Source organism: Palleronia sediminis, from assembly GCF_004358695.1.
GTDB lineage: Bacteria > Pseudomonadota > Alphaproteobacteria > Rhodobacterales > Rhodobacteraceae > Palleronia > Palleronia sediminis.
The window spans coordinates 78,512-94,342 of the sequence record NZ_SNAA01000011.1 but is presented as its reverse complement, the minus strand read 5'-3'; the positions used below and the strand labels follow the sequence as shown (position 1 = coordinate 94,342).

The window sequence follows — 15,831 nt, the reverse complement described above, 5'->3', positions numbered from 1 at the left end:
CTATTTCGCCTGTCGGGAGGGGCTGCGATGACCTTGATTCAACACGAGACGTCAGACGACACCGCGCGGTTCCGCCGCCCGCCGTCCGAGGTGATGCGCCTTGCCAGGATGGGCAGCTTTCACCCGAGCCGGTTGTCTTTCCTGCGGGTCATGCTGCGGCGCCTGCGAGATGAGGGCTGGACCTTCGACAGGCCCGTTTGGGAGGTCGATGACAAGGGGGTCGGCCACGGCGTCTATCGCGCCAAGGGGCCGGAGCGGACCTATAGCCTCGTGGCCTTCGCCCATGATCTGCCCCCCGAGATGCGCTCGGATCGGGTGATCGCAACGGCCTGGGATGCAACCTTTGCGCTATTCGACGGGGATCCGACGGCCGAAGATATCGCGCGCCTGGGCCGTAACGTCCCGTACCAGGAGGCGGGACGCATCACGCCCAGCGAACTGACATTGGCCCGCGCCAATCGCTCGGTCCGCCTTTTCGATCATGTGGTGGCCGCATTGTCATCGGGTCGGCAACCGGACGCCGCGGAAATCGAGGCGGTGGGCTATCTCATGCGCACCACGGCCGTTTACGGTTCGGGCAAGTTCGGCGCATGCGACCGCGCCGACATCGCCGAGCGTCCCGAACTCTCGGCGCCCTTTCAGGTCGAGATGCTGACCGTCTGGCTGATCCGCGCCTTCACCGTGGATATCGTCGAGCATATTGCGGCGGCGCGGGGCGGGAAACGGGCGGCAAAGCTCGATCCGGCAATGCGCCGCACCCTCGGCGTCGGCAATTCCACCGGCCTCGGCATGGCTCCTTTCCTCGTGCGCCACCCGATCCTGCTCAACAACTGGATGATCGCCCGCGAAGAAGCCCTGGCACGCGTCCGGGCGCAGGCCGGTTCCCGCCCCGAAGCGGTGGCGGGGCTGCGTCAGGCACTGGGGCATGCTCTTGCGAACGCCGAAGTCTGGCACTCCGAACACCCCGTGCAAAAGCGCAAGCTGCACGACCTTCGTCACGATCTCGGGCTGATTTCCGCCCGGCTGGACGACTGGGATTTGGGCGCCGTGCGGCCGTGGGACGCGCTGTGGCGCTGGGGGGACAGGACGTTGACCTGCGAGGGGCAGGAAGCGCTGCTTTCGTTGATGCTGGAGCCGCACGGGGATCTCGTGGACGACCTGGCCGAATGCATGGGCGCGGACGAAGCCGCCCGGTTTCGGCTCGATGGAGCGATGCCGGTCGGAAAGCTGCGCGAGATCCTCGAGAACGAATACGACTGGGCGCTCGCCATCGACTTCGACACCCCGGAGAACGTCGCACGTTTCTGGTATGTCTCGGAGGAAAAGCTCGAACCACGATTGGGAGAGCGCGCGACCGAGGACGGCGCGACGCTGGAACAGCCGCTTTGCATCGCACGCCTGATGAGCGAGCTCTATACGACGGTCAGGAACCACGACGCCGGTGCGCCTGTCGCGGAACTTCTCCTGAGCCACCCGGAACACCGCTTCTCGGTGCGGCGGGCGCAGATCGCGCGGGATCATCCTTTCGCCGAGGTTCGCGACAACCTCATTGCCGCGGATATGCTGCCGATCGACCTGTTGCGATGCAAGCTCGCCTTTTTCGGCGCCAGCCAGTTCGACCCGAGGTCGGACCGGTGGGTGCGTATCAACCTCTTCGCCGGAGCGCCTTTCCCCGAAGAAATCGCATCGGAGATCGAGGCATGACGACCGTTCCCCACGATCAGACCCGCGGCGATTCGACTGCGTTCTTCAGGGATTTGCAGCCGGCGCCGTTATCCCGCAACGAAGTGGCTTCGCTATGCACAAAGGCCGCACGCGGTGCTGGCATGAGTTGGGGCATGGCCGAAGAGGCCGGATTTGCCGCAGCCTGGCTCGTTTCGCATGGTGTCGACGGGCCCGGATATCTGAGCGCTCATCTCGAACAGGCGGACGGCATGGCATGGTCCGAACTATGCCCGACGCCCACCCCCGGCAAGTGGCGCAACGCGGATGGCAGAACCCTTTGCCCCATCATTCTGGGCGCAACGATCTGCGATCATGCAGACCTTCCCCAAGGCGCAGCCGCAGGGCGACGGATCGAGTTCGGCCCCGTAGGCATGCCGATCCTGCTGGTGCCCTTTCTCGCCTATCTGGCGCAGGCCAGAGGTCTGGCCATCGCCCTGTCGTGGCCCGGTGGAATGGCCCGGATCGGGGCGGGCGGGACGGAACTATCGGCGGCCGCGGCCCTGCTGGGGTGCAAGACCCTCGACCTGACGCTCGATGCCGAACCCGCCGCGCCCGGCAGGCCGAGCGCCGCGCCGATCCCCAATGCCCACACCGCGGCCGAAACCATCGCGATCCTCAACGCCTTTGCGATGCGGACCACCGTTCCGGCATCGGAAGCGTCTCGCGCGGGTGCGGGATCGGCTCTCGGCGACAACGATTGAAACGCGAAAGCGAAAGATGCGTGTGGGGATGGTTGCCATAGTAGCGGTTCAGAAAGGCGCCTGATTCCGGCCGGGCGACTGGATTGCCGGCGCATTTTCGCGCAGTAGAGTGACGGCGGGGCCGGTGTCGATCCGCTCGGGCCGAGGCGTTCGGCCCGCATCCTTTCCAGCGGAACGCCGTGACGGTCAGGCCACCTTGTCGCTCCTGTCCGGCACGGCTCCGAGAAAGGCGTCGTTCTCGGCGCGGATGCCCATGGTGACGCGCGCCCAACTCGTGAACGGCGCCTCCTGCCACGCCTTGATCAGCACACCGCGTCGGCGCAGATCCTCGGCAAATTCCTGCGCCGCCTTGCCAGTGTCGAAGAAGAGGAAATTCGTCTGGCTGGGTGCGCAGGGATAGCCCTTTTCGGTGAGGACAGCGGCCACCCTTTTCCGTTCGGCCATCGCATCATGCAGCACCCGGTCCAGATGAGCGGTATCCGCCAGCGCCTCGATCGCGCCCGCGGCCGCCATTGCGTTGACCCCGAAGGGATTGCGCGTCTTCATCAGGGCCTTGGTCATTTCGGCAGTGCTCGTGATGCCGTATCCCACACGCGCACCTGCAAGACCGTAGGCTTTTGAAAAGGTGCGGAGAACGATGTGAGGCTTGCCTGACGCCCCGAGAATTTCCAGCGCGTCGAACCTGAGCCGCGGCTCGATGAACTCGACATATGCCTCGTCGAAGCAGATCAAGGTGGCGGGGTCGGCGGCGTTCACGATGGCGCGGAACGCGTCCTTGCCGATCACGGGCCCTGCCGGATTGCTGGGCGACGAGAAGATCAGTACGCGGGGGGCGTTGCGTAACTCGGCCGTCATCGCCTCGACGGGAAAGGACCATTCGGCCTCGAAAGGCAGTTTCGTCACCCGTGCGCCGAAAGTCAGCGCACCGAATTCGTGCAGGCCGAAGCTGGGGCAGATCGTCACCACGTGATCCCCCAGACGGATGACGGCCCGGAAAAGCGCGCCGATCAGATCCTCCGAGCCGTTCCCGACGATGATGCGATCCGTCTCGGCGCCGGTGTGGCGCGCGATCGCCGCGCGCAGGGCGGCGTTCGTTGCATCCGGGTATCGCGAAACGCCTTCCGCGGCCTTCCGCATCGCCTCGATGGCGCGGGGCGAAGGGCCAAGGGGGCTCTCGTTGCTGTCAAGCTTTGCGACACAATCCATGCCGTAGGCCTCGCGAAAGCGGTCCAGTGCGAGGCCGGCATTGTAGTCGGGCAGATCCCGGACATCCTTGCGGATCAGATCATGCGGCAGGGTGGTGGTCATTGCGGGTATCCTTGCGATCACAGATCGAAAATCTTGCCGGGGTTCATGATGTTCGCCGGGTCGAGCGCGCGTTTGATCCCGCGCATCACGTCCAGCGCGGGGCCATGCTCGGCCTCGAGGTAAGGCTTCTTGCCCAGGCCGACGCCATGTTCGCCGGTACAGGTGCCGCCCATCTCGATGGCGATGCGGATCAGGTTGCTGTTGATGTGCCGGGCTTCCTCCACCTCGTCCGGCCGGGCTGGATCGTGAAGCAGCACAAGGTGGAAATTGCCGTCACCCACATGTCCGATCAGCGGGGCGACGATCGAGGTCGTCGCGATCACCTCGAGGATGGCACTGATGCAGGCGGGCAGCTTTGAGACGGGAACGCAGACATCCGTGGAAATCCCCTTGATGCCGGGCCTCAAGGCGCGTGCGGCATAAAGGGCGGTATGCCGGATGCGCCAGAGTTTCGATGCCGCCTCGGCGGTCTCGGCGACATCGAAGCGGAGGGAGCCCTCGGCCAGGTCGCGCAGAAGTGCCATGTCATGCGCGACCTGCACCGACGAACCGGTGAGTTCGATCCAGAGCGTCGGTTGTTCGGGCAGGTCGGTGCCGGAATACCGGTTGATCGCGTTCATCTGCACGGCGTCGGCCAGCTCGATCCGGTTGAGGCAAAGACCGCATTGCAGGGCCTCGACGACCGTCTCGGTCGCTTCCTCGATGCTCGCAAAGCTGCACATTGCGCTTTGCGCGGTCTCGGGGATGCCGAAAAGCCGCAGGGTGAGTTCGGTGATGACGCCCAATGTCCCTTCGGAGCCGATCATGAGCCGCGTGAGGTCGTATCCGGCGGCGGATTTGCGCGCGCGCCCGCCGGTCTTGATGATCTGCCCGTCCGGCATCACAACCGTAAGGCCAAGAACCAGATCGCGCATCGAGCCGTAGCGCACGGTGGTCGTTCCCGAGGCGCGGGTCGAGGCCATGCCTCCGAGGCTTGCATGTGCGCCCAGATCCACCGGGAAGAAGAGCCCGGTATCGCGCAGATGCTCGTTCAGGGCTTGCCGCGTGACACCGCAGGCGACGGTGCAATCCATGTCCTCGGGATTGACCGCCATGATGCTGTCCATCTGCGACAGATCGAGGCTGATGCCGCCGAACGGAGCGTGGATCTGCCCTTCGAGCGACGATCCCGCGCCGTAGGGAATGATCGGTACGCAGAGGCGGTGCGCGATGCGCACCGCCTCTGCGACCTCTTCGGTCGATCGGGCCATGACAACCGCGTCGGGCCATTGTGCCGGCAAATGCGACTCGCCCGCGCCATGATGTTCACGCATCGCATCCGAGGTCGTTACACGTTCGCCGAAAAGGCAGCGCAGGTCATTCACTGCCGTCGCGATGCCATCGGCCCTGCAAGGTATGTCCACCGGGTTCGCCGCCTCAAGCCGTTTGTAGGGCGCGGGCCACCCGATGAGAGGGGCGGCCCGCGTCGGGTTTGCCGTGCCGGATCAGGCGTTGAACCACCAGCGCTCGCCGCACCGGTTGCCGTCGAGATCCCAATCGCCCGAAATTTCCTCGGGCACGCCGACCTTGGAGGCCTTTGCGTCGAGGAAATCGGCCCAAACCGGCGCGATCATACCGCCTTCTTCGGACAGGATGCGCTGGCATTCATAATAGAGCTCGCGACGCTTCGCTTCGTCTTTCTCGGAGCGGGCGGCGATGAGCGCGGCGTTGAAGGCGTCATTGTCCCAATTGGTGGCATTGTAGCCGCCCAGTGCCTCCTTGGAGTAGGCAAGGGTCAGCATCAGATCCTCGTTGGCCCGTCCAGACCAGCGCGAGGCGAAAAACGGCTTCTTGCCCCAGATGTTGGACCAGTACCCATCCTCGGGTTCGCGTGCGACGTTGATCGTGATGCCCGCCGCGGCGGCATGCTCGGCGAAAAGCTGTGCGGCCTCGACCGCGCCGGTGAACGGCGTGTTCGATGCATGGAGCGTGGTCGTCAGCCCTTCGGCGCCGGCCTCCTGCAGCAATGCCCTGGCCTCATCGGGATCATAGCTGTGTTGGGGAAGGTCGGGGTTGTGGAACCGATAGGCGTCGGAGATCGGCTGATCGTTGGCGATGGACCCATAGCCGTTGAGGATCTTGTCCACCATGTCCTGCCGGTCGATCGCCAGCTTCATCGCCTTGCGCACACGGACGTCCTGAAAAAGCGGATCTGTCGTGTACATGCTGAAGCAGTAATGCACCTTGCCGCGCGTCTGGACCAGATCGATGCCCGGCATGATCGCCATGAGATTCGCCGTGGTCGGATCGACCGAGTTCATCACGTCGATCTGACCGGTCTGCAACGCGGTGGTGCGCGCATTGACGTCACGGATCGCCAGGGTCTCGATTGCGTCGAAATGGGCGCGGTCCGACTTCCAATAATTGGGGTTCTTTCTCACGACGGACTTGATGCCCGGCTCGTAGGTCTCGAGGATATAGCCGCCGGTGCCGATGCCGGCATCGAAGTTCATGTCATCCTTGGGGACGATCACCATCGTGGTCAGCGCAAGAACCGGAGGGAAGCCCGCGTTCGGCCCGTTGAGCGTGATCGTCACCTCGTCGGGTGCGGTGGCCTGAACGTCCTTCATGACCGCTACCAGCGATTTGGTCTGGCTGATCGTATCGGGGCCGCGGTGCAGGTTGATCGAAAAGACGACGTCGTCGGCGTCCATCGTCTTGCCGTTGTGAAACTCGACGCCTTGACGCAGCTTGAAGGTCCAGACGGTCAGATCGTCGTTCGGCTCCCAGCTGGTGGCCAGTTCGGGGATCAGGACGCCGCCGGCGCCGATCTCGATCAGGTTGTTACGCAGTTGCCATTGCAGGTTCTGCATGAACTTTGTCTCGTTCACCTGCGGATCCAGCGTTTCGCCCGAGTCGAAACTGCCGATCCCGAGGCGCAGTGTGCCTCCGGACTGCGGCGTCGCGGCGTATAGCGGCTGGCCGGAAAGGCCGAGGACGGCTGCACCGCCCATTGCGCCGGCGCCCAACAGAAGACCGCGGCGGTTCATCGAAAATGTCATGAGAGCGTTCCCTGTGATCGGCTCCTGCTGATCGGCACCGCTCTGGAAGGGTGACAGGAGCTGGTTTATTATGTCTATTGTTATTATGATAAGTTCGCGCCTTAAGTCGTGACAAATCAGAATTACGCATGCATGCATTAGGAAATCTAAGGCATCACCCTCGAAACCGATCTTGAAGGCAGGTCATGCAATCGTCTCTCCCACCGCTGCGTGCGTTACAGGCTTTCGAGAGTTTCGGCCGTCTCGGTTCGGTCACGGCCGCGGCGCGTGAACTGGGTGTAACGGCCGGCGCAATCAGCCAGCAAATCAAGATCCTCGAGGCCCAGCTCAAGATGCCTCTCATCATGAAAGACGGGCGCCGCGCTTCGCTCGCGCCGGCCGCGCGACCGTATCACGAACTGCTTTCGTCGGGCTTCGACAAGCTGCGGCGGGCGCAAGGCCTTCTGGCCGAGCGGATGGAGGATCGCGAGGTCGAGATCTCGGGCCTGCCCACCTTGCTGCTCAAATGGCTCAACCCTCGCCTGCACCGCTTCAGCGCCCCGCAGGGGACGGTTTCATTCCGGCTCGAGGCCACGCATGTGGAGCCCGAGGCGCAGTTTCTCAACCGTATGTTCCGGCTGACCTACGGAATGGCTTCGGAGATGCATCCGCACCGCCGCGCACTTTTCCACGATGTCTGCTTTCCGGTGTGCTCGCCCGAGTTTCTCGCACGCAACCCCGACGCAGCAAGGCCCGAAAACATGGGTGGGCTGCCGTGGGTCGATATCGACTGGGGGCCGGCTTACGCCGGTATCCCGCGCCTGGGGGACTGGTTGCGTGCGCAGGGCGCACCGCTCCCCCGCGCGAAACCCTTATCCGTGCATTCGCTTTCGGGATCCGCCCTCGAGGCTGCGGCCAGCGGGCAGGGCATCACACTCGCACAGCACTCCTTCGCATCGGTGGATCTGCGCTTGGGTCGTCTTGTTCGACTGTCCGAAGCCGCCATCCCGATGCCCGAGCCCTACTATATCTGCTGGGCGTCCATGCTGCTGGAGAACGATGTCGCGCGCGCATTCCTGAACTGGATCCAGTCCGAGGCGCGGGTGGATTGATGCAGGAAAACTAAACTGTCGCGATGGATATCAACGTTTATTTTCGCGCCGTTTTCCATATAGATCGTTCAATTCCAGCCAACCGCAACACGGTCAGGAGGCCCTGCATGTTCTTGAAAAACGCCTGGTATGTCGCAGCATGGAGCAACGAGATCGTCGGCGAACTCAAGCAGGTCAAGGTCCTCGGCGAAAAGATCTGCATGTTCCGCAATTCCGAGGGCGAGGTCATCGCGATGGAGGATGCCTGTCCCCACCGCAAGCTGCCGCTCTCGAAGGGCCGGATCAAGGATGACAATATCGAATGCGGCTATCACGGCCTGACCTTCGATTGCGCGGGGCAGTGCGTGTGGGCGCCGGGTGGCGGGCGCATCCCCTCGGCCGCGCGTGTGCGACCCTATCCGGTGCATGAAAAATACGGGCTCGTCTGGATCTGGATGGGCAATGCCGCCATCGCCGATCCCGAAGACATCATCGACATTCCGAATTTCGACAGTCCCGAATGGGGCATCAATCGCGGTGCCGCGATGGAGCTGAACTGCAACTATCTTCTGATGTGCGATAACCTGCTCGATCCCACCCATGTGGCTTGGGTCCACGAGTCGTCCTTTGCCGCCGCCGCGACCAAGGACACGCCCCTGCGTGTGACGAAAACCGACACCGGCGTCATCGTGCACCGCTGGATGATGGATCACGAGCCGGCGCCTTTCTACAAGAAGGTCATCGAATTCGAGGGCAATTGCGACCGCCTTCAGCATTATGAGGTCCGCTATCCCAGTCACGCGCTGATCCGCGCGGTGTTCACTCCCGCCGGCACGGGTGGCGTCGACGGACCGCTGCATGAAAAGACTTTCGTCATGGACAGCTATAACTTCATGACGCCGACGACCGAGACCGAGACGCGCTATTACTGGTTCCAGCTCCGCAATGTCCGCCCCGACGACGAAGAACTGTCGAAAATGATGAGCGAGGACGTCCGCGGTGCTTTCGAAGAGGACCGCGCGGTGCTCAACGAGGTGCAGATCGGCATGAACGAAAAGACCTCGCCGCATATCGACCTGCATATCGACGCGGGCCAGTTGCGATTCCGCCGGCAGCTCGAGGCGATGATCGCCGAAGAGGCCATGGTCGACGCCAAGCTGAGCGTCTAGGATGGGAACCGGTTTTCGTGCCTTTCGGGTCGCGGACAAGCGGCGCGAAAGCGATATCATCACGTCCTTCCATCTTTGCCCGGTCGATGGCGGGGCGCTCTGGCCGGTCCGGCCGGGGCAGTATCTGACTTTGAAAATGCCGGGCGACGGTGCGCCGGTGCTCAAGACCTATTCGGTTTCGAATGCCGGGGCCGAGACGGGCTATCACCGCATCACGGTCAAGCGCGAGGCGGGGCGGGACGGCGCGCCAGATGGGCTTGGTTCGTGCTGGCTGCACGACCGGATCGAGGTCGGAGACGAGATCGAGATCGCTCCGCCGCGTGGTCATTTCGTGCTGGACGCGGATAGCCGGCGGCCGGTCATCCTGCTTTCGGGCGGGGTCGGACTGACGCCTCTGGTGTCTATGCTGCACAGCCTCAAGGGCGGCGGGCGCGACGTCTGGTTCATCCATGCCTGCGAAAATGGTGCCGTTCACGCTTTGCGCGACGAGGTCATGGGGCTCGCGGATGACCGGATCCGCACGCTGTTCGTCTATCGAACTCCGAGCGAAGCAGATCGCGATGCAGACGCCTTTCACGCCGAGGGCATGATCGACAAGGCATTCCTCCAACGCCATCTGCCGCTCGATGATTACGAGGCATATATCTGCGGCCCCGTGCCCTTCATGGCGGCCATGTATCAGCTTTTGCAGGGGCTGGGCTTGCCCAAGGACCGGATCGCCTACGAGTTTTTCGGCAAGGCGACATCGCTCGACGCGATAGCCGAACCCGAAATCCCCGCCGCGACAGCCGCGCGTGCCGCACGCGATGCGGCGCCGACGATCCGCGCGCTTGCGCATCTGACCGATCCCGACGCCTGGGCCACGGCCGAAACCGTGGTGAAGATCGCCGAGGAGCCATCGCTCGATGCCATGAAGGCAGATGTGCGCTTCCGCCGTTCCGGGGTGTCGGCACACTGGGACGGGGCTGCGGCATCCCTGCTGGAACTGGCCGAGAATGCGGGTCTCGATCCTGACTTCAGCTGCCGGGCGGGGATCTGCAATACTTGCAAGTGCGGAATAGTTTCAGGCGAGGTCGAGTATTTCGAAGAGCCGCTCAGCCCACCCGAAGCGGGCAAGGTGCTGATCTGCTGCGCGCGGCCAAAGGGTCCGGTGGTGCTGGATCTCTGATCGGGCGGCGCCGCGGCGTCACGCGGCGCATGCCTGGTTCAGCAGCGCATCGAGGCTGCGGGCATCGAGCTCGGGCGTGATGACGGCCAGATGATCGCCCGGTGCGACGATCCCGGTCGAACGCCGGATCGCCACCACCCCGTCGCAGGGCGCGATAAGGTCCAGCACGCCCGCGTCCAGCCTGTGGAGGTCGCGCAGCCGCGTGACGGGCTGCCCCGTTTCCACCGTTTGCCCGATCCGCACCAACGGTTCGGCCAGCGCGTGATGATCCGAGGTGAGATGCGCCGCGCCCGCACCCAGATCCAGAAAACGCGTCTGTTGTGCAGGCGTCGCCCCCATCCGCTCGGCCACGCCATCGGCCAGCATGCCCTGATCGGCCAGGACGCGCAGCACGCCCTGCCATCCTGCCTCAAGCGCGCGGCGCGATACCTTGCCCTCGCCGCCCGATTCGCAGGACAGCATGGCGCAGCCCGCATCATGGGCGGCGCTGTCGAAATCACCGGGCGTGTCGCCGGGTGGCACGACCATGGCAAAGGGCAGGCCCATCGCGAGCGCCAGACCGCGGGTCTGTGCATCGCGTGCGGATATGCCGGTGAGGCATAGATAGGCGGCGTCGAGGTATTCCGTGCCGGTCCCGCCCGAATGCAGATCCACCGCGAGATCGGCCAGCGGCATCAATTGTGTGGCGACGAAGCCCGCGATCTCGCATGTCGGCCCGCCGAAGGGCAGGCCGGGAAACGACCGGTTGAGATTGCCGCCGTCGAGCGGCGAAAGCCGCGTAGCCGCCTCGACGCTGGGCATGTTGAGCGCGGGGGCGAGGATGAGCCGGCCGGATACGTCTTCGGGCGCAAGCCGCTCGAAGAGGCGCCGCACGATGATCTGTCCCTCGTATTCGTCACCGTGATTGCCCGCGCAGACGAGCGCGGTGGGGCCATCGTCGCCGCGGATGACGCCCAACGGGGCGCGGATCGTGGAAAAGGCATGACGATCGCTCGAATGGGTCAGCCCGAACTGCCCCGCCCGTCTGCCGCGCGCATCGAGGTCCAGGTCACTCGAAACGCTTCCGAAACGGAGCGTCATCGCACGCCCCGCTCGGCCAGAAGGTCGGTCAGCCAATCGGGGTCCATCTCGGGAACCGACGACAGGAGCAGCTCGGTATAATCCGCGTGCGGCGGCGAAAAGATATCGTCCTTGCTGCCCTGCTCGACGACGACGCCATGCTGCATGACGACAACCGTGTCGGCGATCGAGCGTACGGTGGCCAGATCGTGGGTGATGAACATGTAGGTCAAACGCATCTCGCGTTGCAGCCGGTCCAGCAGGCGCAGGATGCCCTCGGCCACCAACTGGTCCAGCGCCGACGTGACCTCGTCGCAGATGATGAATTCGGGCTCGGCGGCCAGCGCTCGGGCGATGCAGATGCGCTGCTTTTGCCCACCGGAAAGCTCGTTGGGCAGACGGTCGATGAACTCGTCCGGGTCGAGCTCGATCAGGGCCAGCAGCTCGCGCGTGCGCGTTTCCCTGGCCTTGCCCTTGAGCCCGAGAAAGAACTCCAGCGGGCGGCCGATGACGTCGCGGATGCGCTGCTTGGGGTTGAGCGCTGTGTCGGCCATCTGGTGGATCATCTGCACATGGCGCTGAAGGTCCGGCGTGCGGTCGCGGCTCGAGGGGGGGAGGGGCGTGCCGTCGAACCGGATCGAGCCCTTCCTCGGCGGCAGGAGGCCCATGACCACACGGGCCAATGTCGATTTTCCCGATCCGCTCTCGCCGACGATCGCGACGGTCGAACCGCCGGCGATGCTCAGATCGATGTCCTTCAGCACGTTGACCGCACCATACCCGGCCGTGACGTTATCGATCTGCAAGAGCGGCGTGGCCCCGATATCGGGTGCGGGCATCGGCTCCCGGCGGAAGTCGCGCACGGCCCAGAGGGATTTGGTATAGTCTTCGCGCGGGTTCGCCAGCATCTCTCGTGCGGGGGCGTCCTCGACCTCTTCGCCACGCAAGAGCACCTTGATCCTGTCGGCCATCTGCGCGACGACCGCGAGGTCGTGGGTGATGTAGATCGCGGCCGTGTCGTATTCGCGCACGATGTCGCGGATCGCGGCCAGCACCTCGATCTGGGTCGTCACGTCCAGCGCGGTCGTCGGTTCGTCGAAAATTATGAGATCGGGCCGGCAGGCCATCGCCATCGCCGTCATCGCACGTTGAAGCTGCCCGCCGGAAACCTGATGCGGATAACGAAAGCCGATCTGATCGGGGTCCGGCAGACGGATCTTGCGGTAGAGTTCCACCGCATCACGCTGCGCCTCGGGCCGGCTCATGACGCCGTGTTTCACCGGGCCTTCGCAATACTGGTCGATGAGCTTGTAGGCGGGGTTGAAGGCAGCCGCCGCGGATTGCGCGACATAGGCGATGCGCTTGCCGCGCAGCTTGCGCAGGGTCTTTTCGCCCGCGCCGACCAGTTCCTGACCGTCGAATCTGATCGAGCCGCCCGATATGCGGCAGCCCCCCTTGGTATAGCCCATCGCGGCGAGGCCAAGCGTGGATTTCCCTGCACCGCTCTCGCCGATGAGGCCGAGGATCTCGCCCCTGTTCAGTACCAGGTCGACGCCCTTGATGATCGGTTTCCATTTCCGGTCCGACCGGCCTTCGATGCGGATATCGGTAATGTCCAGCAGCGCGTCCGCCATGCGTTATTCCTTGAGGCCCGAAGACATGTGCAGCACCCAATCGACGATCAGGTTCACGCCGATGGTCAACAGCGCGATGGCGCCGGCCGGCAGGAGCGGCGCAAGCCCGAACGTCGCGGTCTGCCATGTCGAGAAATTGGCAAAGCCGATGAGCTTGGCGCTTTCGCGGACCATCCCGCCCCAGTCGGCAGTCGGCGGTTGCAGGCCCAGCCCCAGGAAGGACAGCGCCGAGATGAACAGGAAGACGAAGCAGAACCGCAATCCGAACTCGGCGATGAGCGGAGCCGAGGCGTTCGGCAGCACCTCGCGCCGAATGAGCCAGCTAAGCCCTTCGCCACGCATCCGCGCCACTTCTATGTAGTCCATCGTCATGATCCCCTGCGCCACGGCGCGCGACAGGCGATAGACGCGCGTGCTGTCGAGCACGGCGATCACGAGCACCAGGGACAGTACGGAGGTGCCCGTGATCGTCAGGATCAGGAGGGCGAAGATGAGCGGGGGGATCGCCATCAGCACGTCGACCACCCGCGCCGTCAGCGCGTCGAACCATCCGCCGATGACCGCCGCCAGGAGGCCCATGCTGGTCCCCAGCAGAAAGGCCAGTGCGGTCGTGACCAGTGCGATCCCGACCGTGTTGCGAGCCCCATAGATCAACCGCGACAGGACATCGCGCCCTAGCGCGTCGGTTCCCAGGTAATGCGGTGCCTCCCATGGCTGATACTGCGCGCCGATGGACGCCGCCTCGGGAAAAGGGGCGAGCAATGGCGCCAATATGGCGAGGATGGCGTAGAAGGTGACGATGACGATTCCGATCCATGCCGAGACCGGGGCGTCGCGCAGCGCGTGGAGCGTCTGATGCATGGGCGCTACCTCGGATGCAGAAGGCGGGGATTCGCGATGATCGACAGGATGTCCGCGGCGAGGTTGAGCAGGATGTAGGTGGCCGCGAAGATCAGGCAGGCGGCCTGCACCACGGTCACATCCCGGTTCGAGACCGCATCGACGAGGATCTGACCGAGACCGGGATAGACAAAGACCACCTCGACCAGCACCACGCCGACGATCAGGTATGCCAGGTTCAGCGCGATGACATTGATGATCGGCGCGAGCGCATTTGGCAGCGCATGTACCGCGATCACACGCCACCGCTTCATTCCCTTGAGGTGGGCCATCTCGATATAAGGCATGGCCAGCAGGTTGAGGATGGCCGCACGGGTCATCCGCATCATGTAGGCCAGCACGATCAGCGTCAGGGTCATCGCCGGCAGGAAGGTGAGGTAAAGCCGTTCACCCAGCCCCATTCCCGGATCGACATTGGCGAGGCTCGGGAACCAGCCCAATCCGACGGCGAAGATGAGGATCAGGATATAGGCCACGAAGAACTCGGGGAACGAGATGGCAGCAAGGGTGGAACTGCTGAGCATCCGGTCGAAGACCGACCCGTTGTAAAGCGCCGCCAGCATCCCCGAGACGACTGCGATGGGCACGGCGATCGCGGCCGCATACCCCGCGAGGAAAAACGTGTTGGCCGCGCGCTGCCCGATCAATTCTGAAATGGGGCGCTGATTGGCGAGGCTGATGCCGAAATCGCCGGTCACTGCGCCGCCGAGCCATGACAGGTAGCGCGCGGGCAGGGAACGGTTCAGATCGTATTTCTCGCGAAACGCATTCAGGCTTTCTTCGGTGGCGGCCTGCCCGAGCAGCTCGGTGGCGATGTCGCCGGGCAGCATCTCGATCGCGCCGAAAATGATCAGCGTCACGACGAACAGCGTGATGCAGCCGACCAGCAAGCGTTTCAGGATGATCGACAGGATCGCTCTCATGGTGCCAGTTTTTGTCCGCTATATAGAGCTTATGTCTAGATCATATTCTGCGCCGGGGCGCGACGTATAGAGCGGCAAAAGTAGCATACCTGCATTACTGTTTAGCGTGTCTAAAGGGCCACCGCGGACTGCATGTCTTGGTACAAATATAAATCTAGACTACATAAGCTTTAGTGCGAGCATTTGAGAAAGGCTGCCCATGAAAGCCACCTATCGCGAGGTCAAGGCGGATATTCTGTGCCGGATCACCAAGGGCCAATGGGCACCCGGCAGCCTCATTCCGAACGAGGTCGAGCTTGCCGAAAGCTATGGTTGCGCGCGCGCCACGGTCAATCGCGCCATGCGCGAACTGGCCGATGACGGGCTGATCGAGCGGCGCCGGAAAGCCGGAACGCGTGTCCGCGCCAGCCCGGTGCGGCAGGCGCGTTTCGACATTCCGCTGGTGCGCAGCGAGATCGAGGACAAGGGCGCGGAGTATCGCTATAGCCTCGTCTCCCGCGCCATCGACGAGGCGCCGGGCTGGCTGCGGGCGCGGCTTCAACTGGGTGCAGATGCACAGGCGCTGCATCTGGTCTGCATGCATTACGCCAATGGCGACCCCTTTCAGCACGAGGATCGCTGGATCAATCTCGAAGTCCTGCCTCAGGCGCGCGATGCGGATTTCACCCAGACCGGCCCGAACGAATGGCTGGTCGCCACCATCCCGTTTTCGACCGCCGAAATCAGCTTTTCGGCGGCGCTGGCCGACAAGGAACTGGCCGATTGTCTTGCTTGCGAAGCCGGGGCACCGGTTTTCACCATCGAAAGGGCGACCTGGTTTGAAGGGGACGCGAACACCTTTGTCAGGCTGACATACCGACCCGGACACCGGATGACGACGCGCTACTGATCGAGGTAAGCCCGCGAAAGACCCAGGGCCTGAGTGCCCCATTCGTCGACGCGCTCAATGTCTCCCTCTCGGGCAAGGCATGACGGCGCGTGGCTGCGATTGTCTCGAAATTCGGCCATGCGTCCCGGCCCGGTGGGTTACAGGCCTCGGGAATCCACTTACTCGATATTCTGTGCCCAGGCGGGACCCCCGATCATCGGGTCGCGGTCGTGGGGTGCCAGATGTCGGGATGGTGTCGCCGGCC

General features: G+C 63.9%; 13 protein-coding genes. 6 read left to right on the top strand and 7 right to left on the bottom strand.

Features of this window, described 5'->3' with window-relative positions; translation table 11 throughout:
* Positions 1-27 precede the first annotated feature (27 nt).
* Positions 28-1,704, top strand: a complete 1,677-nt coding sequence (locus E2L08_RS10950; RefSeq protein ID WP_133397122.1) for a hypothetical protein — start codon at positions 28-30, stop codon at positions 1,702-1,704.
* A complete protein-coding gene (locus tag E2L08_RS10945) occupies positions 1,701-2,426 on the top strand; it encodes a DUF3726 domain-containing protein (RefSeq protein WP_168771121.1) in 726 nt (241 codons plus the stop codon). Before E2L08_RS10950 ends, E2L08_RS10945 begins: the two co-directional genes overlap by 4 nt.
* Before the next feature lie 186 nt (positions 2,427-2,612).
* On the opposite strand, the gene E2L08_RS10940 is transcribed toward E2L08_RS10945, so the two are convergent.
* The 3 genes from E2L08_RS10940 to E2L08_RS10930 all read right to left on the bottom strand — a co-directional run bounded on the left by E2L08_RS10940 (position 2,613) and on the right by E2L08_RS10930 (position 6,775).
* Complete coding sequence (locus E2L08_RS10940) at positions 2,613-3,734, bottom strand: aminotransferase class I/II-fold pyridoxal phosphate-dependent enzyme (RefSeq protein WP_133397120.1); 1,122 nt, start codon at positions 3,732-3,734, stop codon at positions 2,613-2,615.
* 17 nt (positions 3,735-3,751) lie between these two features.
* The gene (locus E2L08_RS10935; protein WP_276321526.1) at positions 3,752-5,137 is read right to left on the bottom strand and encodes an FAD-binding oxidoreductase; all 1,386 of its coding nucleotides are present in this window, start codon (positions 5,135-5,137) and stop codon (positions 3,752-3,754) included.
* An 81-nt stretch (positions 5,138-5,218) separates the two neighbouring features.
* Complete coding sequence (locus E2L08_RS10930) at positions 5,219-6,775, bottom strand: ABC transporter substrate-binding protein (RefSeq protein WP_168771120.1); 1,557 nt, start codon at positions 6,773-6,775, stop codon at positions 5,219-5,221.
* Between the two features lie 185 nt (positions 6,776-6,960).
* Here E2L08_RS10930 and E2L08_RS10925 point away from each other — a divergent pair, with 185 nt between their 5' ends.
* From E2L08_RS10925 to E2L08_RS10915, 3 genes are all read left to right on the top strand, one after another.
* On the top strand, positions 6,961-7,866 hold the full coding sequence (locus E2L08_RS10925) for a LysR substrate-binding domain-containing protein (protein WP_133397117.1): 906 nt from the start codon (positions 6,961-6,963) through the stop codon (positions 7,864-7,866).
* Positions 7,867-7,973: 107 nt separating this feature from the next.
* Positions 7,974-9,014, top strand: a complete 1,041-nt coding sequence (locus E2L08_RS10920) for an aromatic ring-hydroxylating dioxygenase subunit alpha (RefSeq protein WP_133397116.1) — start codon at positions 7,974-7,976, stop codon at positions 9,012-9,014.
* Position 9,015: 1 nt separating this feature from the next.
* A complete protein-coding gene (locus tag E2L08_RS10915; protein WP_133397115.1) occupies positions 9,016-10,182 on the top strand; it encodes a 2Fe-2S iron-sulfur cluster-binding protein in 1,167 nt (388 codons plus the stop codon).
* 18 nt (positions 10,183-10,200) lie between these two features.
* Here the strand turns inward: E2L08_RS10915 and E2L08_RS10910 are convergent, their stop codons facing one another.
* From E2L08_RS10910 to E2L08_RS10895, 4 genes are read right to left on the bottom strand one after another with little or no spacing between them, the layout of a single operon-like run.
* Positions 10,201-11,262, bottom strand: coding sequence for a succinylglutamate desuccinylase/aspartoacylase domain-containing protein (locus E2L08_RS10910; protein WP_133397114.1), 1,062 nt, complete (start codon positions 11,260-11,262; stop codon positions 10,201-10,203).
* Positions 11,259-12,875, bottom strand: a complete 1,617-nt coding sequence (locus tag E2L08_RS10905) for an ABC transporter ATP-binding protein (protein ID WP_133397113.1) — start codon at positions 12,873-12,875, stop codon at positions 11,259-11,261. Before E2L08_RS10905 ends, E2L08_RS10910 begins: the two co-directional genes overlap by 4 nt.
* Positions 12,876-12,878: 3 nt before the next feature.
* On the bottom strand, positions 12,879-13,736 hold the full coding sequence (locus tag E2L08_RS10900) for an ABC transporter permease (protein WP_133397112.1): 858 nt from the start codon (positions 13,734-13,736) through the stop codon (positions 12,879-12,881).
* Between the two features lie 5 nt (positions 13,737-13,741).
* Positions 13,742-14,698, bottom strand: a complete 957-nt coding sequence (locus tag E2L08_RS10895; protein WP_133397111.1) for an ABC transporter permease — start codon at positions 14,696-14,698, stop codon at positions 13,742-13,744.
* A gap of 199 nt (positions 14,699-14,897) precedes the next feature.
* Here E2L08_RS10895 and hutC point away from each other — a divergent pair, with 199 nt between their 5' ends.
* Positions 14,898-15,587, top strand: a complete 690-nt coding sequence (gene hutC / locus E2L08_RS10890; RefSeq protein WP_133397110.1) for a histidine utilization transcriptional repressor HutC — start codon at positions 14,898-14,900, stop codon at positions 15,585-15,587.
* Positions 15,588-15,831 lie beyond the last annotated feature (244 nt).